Raw genomic sequence first — 8699 nt, 5'->3', positions numbered from 1 at the left:
TCTCTGTGGATAACTATCTTAGAAACATAAAAGTTTTCCACAATTTGTGAACAATTCTTATGCCTTGTCTTTCTACGCTTTTTACAGCTTTTCCACTTTATCCACAAGACCTACTACTACTACTATACTTATATTAACTAATAAAGGAGTTTTCATGATTAAATTTTCAATTAATAAATCACTATTTTTACAAGCTTTAAATGCCACAAAACGTGCTATTGCTAGTAAGAATGCTATCCCAATTTTATCAACGATTAAAATTGTTGTTATGGATAAAGCTATTGTCCTGACAGGTTCCAATGGTCAAATCTCTATTGAAAATACAATTCCTATTACAAATGAAAATGCTGGTCTATTGATAACCTCACCAGGTGCGATACTTTTAGAAGCCAATTTCTTTATTAATATTATTTCTAGCCTCCCAGATTTAACTCTAGATTTTGAAGAAATTGAGCATCATCAAGTAGTTTTAACCAGTGGCAAATCTGAAATCACACTAAAAGGAAAAGACGTTGATCTCTATCCTCGTTTGCAAGAAGTTGCTACTGATAGTCCACTGATACTTGAAACGAAACTTCTAAAGTCAATTATTTCAGAAACTGCTTTTGCAGCAAGTCTCCAAGAAAGTCGTCCGATCTTAACTGGCGTTCACATGGTTTTAAGTAATCATAATGAATTCAAAGCTGTCGCCACAGATTCTCATCGCATGAGTCAACGTAAGCTCACATTGGAAAATAATTCTAATGATTTTGATGTTGTTATTCCGAGTAAGTCTCTACGTGAATTTTCAGCTGTTTTTGCAGATGATATTGAAAAAGTTGAAGTTTTCTTCTCTCCTAGCCAAATTCTTTTTAGAAGTGAGTATATTAGTTTTTATACTCGTCTTTTAGAGGGAAATTACCCAGATACGGATCGTCTTTTGACAAATCATTTTGAAACTGAAGTTGTTTTTACGACAGCTATACTTCGTTCTGCGATGGAGCGTGCACACTTAATTTCAAATGCAACCCAAAATGGTACTGTTAAGCTTGAAATTACCGAAAAGTCCGTTTCTGCTCATGTCAATTCTCCTGAAGTGGGTAAAGTTAATGAAGAACTGGATACTCTTAGTCAAACTGGCAGTGACCTAACTATTAGCTTTAATCCGACTTATCTGATTGAAGCTTTAAAAGCGCTTAAAAGTGAAACAGTGACTATCCGATTTATTTCACCTGTTCGTCCATTTACCTTAGTACCAGGAGATGATAGTGAGAACTTCATTCAACTCATCACGCCGGTAAGGACAAATTAATAAAGGAACCAGAATTGAGTAATCATGCCTACCTTTATTTACCTCCTATTCTTAAGCAGAAGTGAGGTAAAAATAAAGTACATCACCCTTGAGACTTACAATGATAGTAACATTCACTAAATCTAAGGAGCAAGGGTGGATTTTCATTGAGTATAAGATGTCAATTGGCATTAATGTGTAAAGGTTAAAATACTAGTTTATGTCACAAAATGTGTGTTGAAAAATAGAAAATAAGAGATTTTCTTTACAGATGGGCAAAGGAGAAAAAATGTACGAATTAGGCTCTTTAGTTGAAATGAAAAAGCCACATGCTTGCACCATAAAAGCTACAGGGAAAAAAGCAAATTGCTGGGAAGTTGTACGCTTAGGAGCAGATATTAAGATTCGATGCACTAACTGTGATCATGTTGTTATGATGAGTCGATACGATTTTGAGCGAAAAATGAAGAAGGTTCTGTCAGTTGAAGCTTAGTTGACAGGTGGCAACTGTTAGTTGCGAGAGTTTCTGAAGTGTTGCTAGTAAACTATTTATACCTAAGTTATACTAAACTTAGAAAAAGAGGAGGAATTTAAAATGACTCAATTAGCACAACAAATTCGAACTTTACGCACATCCAAGAACCTGTCTCAAGATGAGTTGGCAGAGAAAATCTATATTTCCCGTCAGGCTGTCTCCAAGTGGGAAAATGGTGAAGCAACGCCAGATATTGATAAACTAGTCCAGCTGGCAGAAATCTTTGGTGTCAGTTTAGATTATCTGGTTTTGGGAAAAGAGCCTGAGAAGGAAATTGTGGTGGAACAAAAAGGAAAAATGAATGGTTGGGAATTCTTATCTGAATATTGGTGGGTTGTTATACCAATCATGATTATTGCATTTGGTTTATTTGTAGGTGCAATGAAAGTTATTCAAATGTTTGGTTAATTTTTTGAATCCTGTCATTTGGCAGGATTTTTATCTACTTTTCTGCTATAATAGTCATGATCGAAGTTTTAATTGAAGAGTAAGAAAATTATAAAAAAGCAGAGTTCAGTGAATGAGTTCTGCTTTTTTTTTATTGCTTTGCTATTCATTTTATCATATTACCTGCAGCTATTTGCTTAGAACTAAAAACAAGCTGCGAGATTATCAAGACTATATTAATAGATTTGGACTCTGTATTAGGTTGGATTTATACTCTTCGAAAATCAAAATTATCCGTTGTCAACTTACCTTGATGAACTCAAGTTCTATCGTCGGCTTCGTTTCCTAGGCTACTTTTGATTTTCATTGAGTATTAATCCACAAACTGCATCTATTCAATAAATGCTGAGTATGAATCACAAAAGATTACACAACTAAAGGTATCAAACAAAAAATGAAAATCCTGATTGAAAATTATTTGTAAGTTACTTTCTTAAAATATTCTTTTTTTGTGAGTATATTCGTAAAAAAAGTGAAACTTTTATGTTACAATAGTCATAGAGATGCGTCCAATTTTATGCTAAAAAGCTAAAAATAAAAAAGGAAAATATTAGAGTGAAAGAAAAGCAGCTACGAAAATTAAAACGTATTGAATTGTACGAAATTATGCTAGCTCAAGCCGATGAGATTGACCGCTTGAAAACAGAGTTAGCTCAGGCTGAGGCAGAACTTGCTGATAAGAGAATTAAAATTGCTGAAGCAGGCTCTTTAGCCCAAGCTTCTCTTCAGTTGACAAAGGTTTTTGAAGAAGCTCAAAAAACAGCTGATCTTTATTTAACCAATATCAAAGCTAATGTGGGAGAAGTGGATGAAGGGTAAATCACAGCAAAAATTTTCCTTACCTCAGACAGCTGAGATTAAAAAGGTTTACCAAAAGGCGAGATATCGCAAACGATTTATGGAAACTATCCGAAGCACCATTTTCATGCTCATTGTCGTAGCAGCTTTTGCTGTTTTAGTAGCTGTTCTGTTTCTTCCCATCCTTAGAATTTATGGGAAGTCTATGCGTGGGACACTAGATCGTGGCGATATCGTAGTTTCTGTTAAGAGTAGTCATTTTGAGACAGGAGATATTGTTGCTTTCTACTATAACAATAATATTTTAGTAAAGCGCGTGATTGCTGAAGCAGGTGACTGGGTTGATATGAAAGATGACGGAACGGTTTATGTCAATCAGACTAAATTGAAGGAACCTTATCTGAAACACAAGGCCTACGGGCAAACCAATATAAAATTTCCCTACCAAGTTCCAGAAGATCGAATCTTTGTAATGGGGGATAATCGTGAGGTTTCGATTGATTCTCGAAATACCTCAATCGGTACAGTTTCTGATGAACAAATTGTGGGTAAGTTAGTCTTTAAGATTTGGCCATTATCAGAGATTGGCGTTATAGAATAAGATTTAATGAGAAAATTGATTTAAGGAAGGAGGTTAAAATGCGTGCGTAAGTTTTTCAAAACAGAAAACTGGCATATTTGGAGTTCAAAATATAAAAAGCTTGGGATTGCTATAGCGGTAGTTGTTGTATTTGCAACAACATATGCTCTAATTTTGCCAGCATTGACATTGGATAGTCAAACAGCTGATAAAACAGCAGGACTTAATGTAGCTTCGCCATCATCAAATGTAACTTCCAGCTCACTGTCAGATTTAACTGCCCCGCTGGCTAGCAGTCAAGAAAGTGCCCCATCTAGTCAAGAAGATAGTCAGACATTAGAAAGTACAACAGAGACAAATGATGGAAAGCCTCTGATTACTGAGGATACGGTCATGACTGAAAAGGGTAGCGATTATGAAGTGACGGCTGCATTTGGTGCCACTGCACAACTACCTCAAGGGGTTGAACTTAAAGTTTCTGAAATCGTCCCATCAACGGAGACCTACCAGTCGCGTTATGAGAAAGCCAAGGAAGCATTGGGAGTTTCTAAACTAACCTATGCGCGTTTCTTTGATATTTCATTCGTTCATGACAATCAGGAAGTAGAACCCGCTGCTCCGGTGTCGGTTAAGATTAAGACAGACAATGCTGTTCAGATGCCCAAAGATAGCCAGATGAAGGTCGTCCACTTTGAAGATGATAACAATGTACAGCTGGTTGATGCACAAACTGATGAGAAAAATAATCAAGTCTCTGAAGTTAGTTTTGATGCTAATTCCTTTTCTGACTACGGAACAGTTTTAGCTGACTATTATACTGTTAATTTTGTTTACAAAGATTCTGAAGAAAATGAACAAACCATCTCAACCTTGGTTGACAAGGCCTCTGGTTCTAAGTTAGGAACTCTTCCAGAATCACCTTTCAGAGAAGGTTATGTTTTTTCACATTGGATTAATAAAGAAACTGGTGAAACTGTTGATGAAAATACCACTGTTACAGGAAACATGACTGTTGAGGCGGTCTTCAACAACATTAATATCTACACCATCACAGTTGAATACTACTACCATAACAACTCGCAAAATAAAGATGTGACGATTGATAAGGAAACTGTACAGCTTGAAAAGAGAGATACTCCTTACCAGATTACCCCGCCTGCTTCAACAGAAGTGAGTAATAAGGAAGATACTAGTTTAGCATCTGATGCGATTTATTATCCTGAGCAATCCATCCTAGAGTATAAAGCTGATGACTTAGAAGCTTTAGATAATGCTGATGGCGTAGATGATAATAAAATCAGTCAGCGTATTCAGTATGTTCCGTACACGGCTGAGTATGACTTTGTTTACATGCTCAAGGATTTAACTGGTTCAGGTTATTCAGAAATCCAAACAGTGCGCGCTAGGGGAATTCTAGGCTCAACCGTGACTCCAAAGATTTTGACCTATAAGTATGCTGACTACGAAAAGTCTGATACTGTCAAAATTGAACAAGCTAGCGGTCAAAAACTTTATGTTTACTATACACGTAAAACCTTTAATCTTTCTTATAATAGCAATGGCGGATCAAATATCGATTCTCAATCCGCCCTGTACGGAAGCAAGCTTGCGATAACGACAACCACACCTCAAAAAGAAGGTTATACTTTTGCGGGTTGGTATGATAATCCAGAGTTGACGGGCAATCCTATCACAGGAAGTATCACCCTTAAAGAAAACACAACGCTATATGCTAAATGGACACCCAATACCGTAAATTATACGATAGCCTACTACAAAGAAGTCTATGACAATGCTACAGGAACGACTTCCTATGTGTATGATAGTTAAAGGACATCTCAAGGAAAAGTAGGAACTACAGTCCAGGCAACAAATTCAACTATTGGAACACCTCCGGCTCAGACAACCATAAAAGAAGGTTATGAAAAAGCAAACGATAAAAATACTTCATCAAGCATAGAAATTGCTGCGGATGGGACTTCTGTTCTGAAAGTCTACTATAGATTGATCCGTTATACCTTTGTGTTTGATTTGAATGGAGTAGCTTTAGATTCGTATGGAAATTCTGCTGGCCGTGTCAATGGCTCAATGACTGTAAATGGTACCACGTATACAGGTAGACAATATACTATCAGCAATGTTGTTTTGGGACAGGATATTTCTCCACAGTGGCCCCTTGATGTTAATAGTATTTATTACTACGATTACTACGGTTACTACTATTACTACGATTTTAAAGGTTGGTATTTTAGTGATGAGCCATATTACGTAACTACGCGTTACGAGGTAACAAATGATATGATTGCAAGTGCAGATAGTAATCATAAAAAGGTTCTTACTGCATATTGGCAAAGTGGTCTTAAAAAATACAGCGTCAATTACCGATTACAAAACGCCGATAATCCGAATCAATATGATATTTCTCGTTACAGTCAAAAATTCAATTTTTCAGATGCTAAACTAGGTGCAAAAAATATAGCTGGTTTCACATATAATAAATCCAAGAGTTCATATGATTCAGGGACTCGTACTTATAATTTTTATTATGATCGTAATGCCTACAATATCAATTATTTCTATGGTAGTGACAATATAGCGACAAAATCTTATATTCTCTTTGATAGCAATATCAATACATCAACCTACAATTATCAACCATCGCGTCCAAGCGGTGTCGATGAAGATTATACTTGGGGCGGTTGGTATGCTGATTCCTTGTTAACGGAAAAGTATACCTTCAATAAAATGCCAGCTAACCCCCTACCGCTCTATGCTAAGTGGATTGCACCGACTTTCACGGTAAGTTTTGACACAGCAGGAGCAAGCAGTGCAACACCAACTAATCAAACGGTTGAAAAATACAAGTATGCAACAGCACCGACTGATCCAACAAGAGACCATTATAATTTCCTTGGCTGGTACACGTCAGATGGTAAGCGATTCGAGTGGGATAAGAAAATTACCTCAGATATCAAGCTGACTGCTAAGTGGGAATTGAAACCATTGACCTATACAGTTAAGTATCTGGAAAAAGGTAGTGATACAAGATTGGCTGCTGATAAGGAAATCACCAGCCCAAGCTTAACAGTTGGTCAGAATATTACTGAAAAACCTCTGGCTATTACAGGTTATCGACCTGAGGTGACAACCTCAACAATTCAGCTTGACTATGATAACAACACGATAATTTTCTATTATACGCCGAAGGCAGCAGAAGTAGATTACACTATTCGCTATGTTTTAGCGGATAATCCAGCTATTGAGGTGGCGCCGACTGTCACCAAAACAGTCGATGGTAGTGTGATTCGTGCTAAAGAGTCAGCTACTAAAGTTGATAAAGACCACATGAAAACTCAGACAGGCGTTACCGCAGATATGCTAGGCACGGATTATTATCCTATAGAAAATACCCAGAGCCTAGTTCTGACCTCTAATGCAGCGAATAATGTCATCACCTTTAAGTATGCTAGTTATGACACCAAGGCGATTACTGTTAATTATCTTGATATGGATGGTAATCCTATTGATGGTCAGGAAGCATTGACAACCTATCATAAGAAATCATCGACCTATGTTCTTGACCATAAGACTGTTGACGGTTACACTTATGATCACTCTGAGGACAGTGACAAAGCTAGGGATAAAGTTGTCTATAAGATTAGTGATGGTGGCAACCTGACAATTGATCTTTATTACAAGAAAAATATCACGCTAAAAGCTAGTGATAAGTCGAAAATTTATGATGGGACAGAGCTTAAGAGCTCAGGACTTTCAGATTTGATTAGTGACTATAGTAACTATCTAAAATCAGGAGATAAACTTGACACAATTGTTTATGATGGTGGCCAAGTAAATGCGGGAATTAGTGGAACTACACCTAAACAGGCTCGTATTGTTGATGAAGCTGGTAAAGATCATACGGACTATTACAAGGTGACTTACGTTGATGGTATATTGACAGTAAGTCCGTTGAAGGTAACTGTTACTATTGATGGTGATAAAATTGAGAAAGTTTACAATGCTATTCCAGAAACAATCACTTATAAGATAAGTAATATTAGCAATAGCCTGTATAAGGAAAGTGACATTGTTTTCAACGGCAGTGACAGTGATAAGGTTATTACTCAAAAGGATGCTGGTACCTATAATTTAAGCATTAGTAATCGTTTCTCAAATGAAAACACGAATTTTGATGTTAACTTCGAAGTATCTGATGGTAGCCTGATTATCAAACCGCGTAAGGTTACATTGACATCTGCGTCAGACACTAAGGCTTATGATGGTCAAGCCTTGACCAATAAGGTAGTAAATCCTTCGCAAACAACTGCTGATGAAGGTTTTGTCTTTGGTGAAGGAATGACCTACGATGTGACAGGTAGCCAAACGGCTCCAGGATCATCAGCCAATACCTTTACTTACACTGCAGATATTAATACTAAAGTCCAGAACTATGATATCACCATTGTTAACGGAGATCTGACTGTCACTCCAACCATAAATCTTCAAAAAACGACACCTAATTGGTCTGCTCTTGCAGGTGGAAAATTTGAAATTAGTAAGTGGGATGGCATTTCTTGGGCCGCAATCAGTGGTGTTGGGGAATTAGCGATAGCATCAGCTGATGCTGGAGTTAATATTCCAGTTGGCTTGACAGCTGGTCGTTACCGTATCAAGGAAACAGCAGCACCAGATGGCTATATCGTTCTTGATAGTTACTTGTATTTCACAGTGACAGAGGCTACAGACACCTCTGGTAATAAGACCTTTACTGTTGCTTTGTCGGATGAAGATGGCACAGCTATTAGCTCATCTACCAAAGCGCAGCTTACAGTGGCAGCTGGTGGTTACAGCAATCGTATCCAGATTGCCAATGAAGCAGGTAAAGCCTTACCTAGTACAGGTGGTAGCGGAAAATACGTTTACATCATAGCTGGTATCACTTTGATGATAATTGCATTGCTTGGCAGTTTATGGATGAACCATAACCGTGAAAGGAGTGGTCAATCTTAACAACTCCCATCAGTCACTTATCGTGTTTGAGAAAGTTGTCGCTATAGTTAATTCTTAAA

Annotated in this window: 7 protein-coding genes; all 7 read left to right on the top strand. The window is 37.2% G+C overall.

Annotated elements, in window-relative coordinates; genetic code table 11:
- Positions 1 to 154 precede the first annotated feature (154 nt).
- The 7 genes from dnaN (at position 155) to ABZ559_RS12885 (ending at position 8640) form a co-directional block, all read left to right on the top strand.
- Complete coding sequence (gene dnaN / locus ABZ559_RS12915; RefSeq protein WP_018375136.1) at positions 155 to 1291, top strand: DNA polymerase III subunit beta; 1137 nt, start codon at positions 155 to 157, stop codon at positions 1289 to 1291.
- Between the two features lie 268 nt (positions 1292 to 1559).
- On the top strand, positions 1560 to 1763 hold the full coding sequence (locus tag ABZ559_RS12910) for a DUF951 family protein (protein ID WP_018375135.1): 204 nt from the start codon (positions 1560 to 1562) through the stop codon (positions 1761 to 1763).
- A 102-nt stretch (positions 1764 to 1865) separates the two neighbouring features.
- The gene (locus ABZ559_RS12905; RefSeq protein ID WP_367006698.1) at positions 1866 to 2213 is read left to right on the top strand and encodes a helix-turn-helix transcriptional regulator; all 348 of its coding nucleotides are present in this window, start codon (positions 1866 to 1868) and stop codon (positions 2211 to 2213) included.
- A 594-nt stretch (positions 2214 to 2807) separates the two neighbouring features.
- Entirely contained in the window at positions 2808 to 3071 is a 264-nt protein-coding gene (locus ABZ559_RS12900) for a DNA repair protein (protein ID WP_277291166.1), read from the top strand.
- On the top strand, positions 3061 to 3651 hold the full coding sequence (lepB, locus tag ABZ559_RS12895) for a signal peptidase I (protein WP_321058197.1): 591 nt from the start codon (positions 3061 to 3063) through the stop codon (positions 3649 to 3651). The genes ABZ559_RS12900 and lepB overlap by 11 nt, the downstream gene beginning before the upstream one ends.
- A gap of 42 nt (positions 3652 to 3693) precedes the next feature.
- The gene (locus tag ABZ559_RS12890) at positions 3694 to 5460 is read left to right on the top strand and encodes an InlB B-repeat-containing protein (RefSeq protein WP_367006696.1); all 1767 of its coding nucleotides are present in this window, start codon (positions 3694 to 3696) and stop codon (positions 5458 to 5460) included.
- Positions 5461 to 5652: 192 nt separating this feature from the next.
- Complete coding sequence (locus tag ABZ559_RS12885) at positions 5653 to 8640, top strand: InlB B-repeat-containing protein (protein ID WP_367006694.1); 2988 nt, start codon at positions 5653 to 5655, stop codon at positions 8638 to 8640.
- The last annotated feature ends 59 nt before the right edge of the window (positions 8641 to 8699 follow it).

The organism is Streptococcus sp. ZY19097 (assembly GCF_040731245.1).
GTDB lineage: Bacteria > Bacillota > Bacilli > Lactobacillales > Streptococcaceae > Streptococcus > Streptococcus orisratti.
Note: the sequence above shows the minus strand (reverse complement) of the source record. Positions and strands in the feature narration are given on the sequence as shown.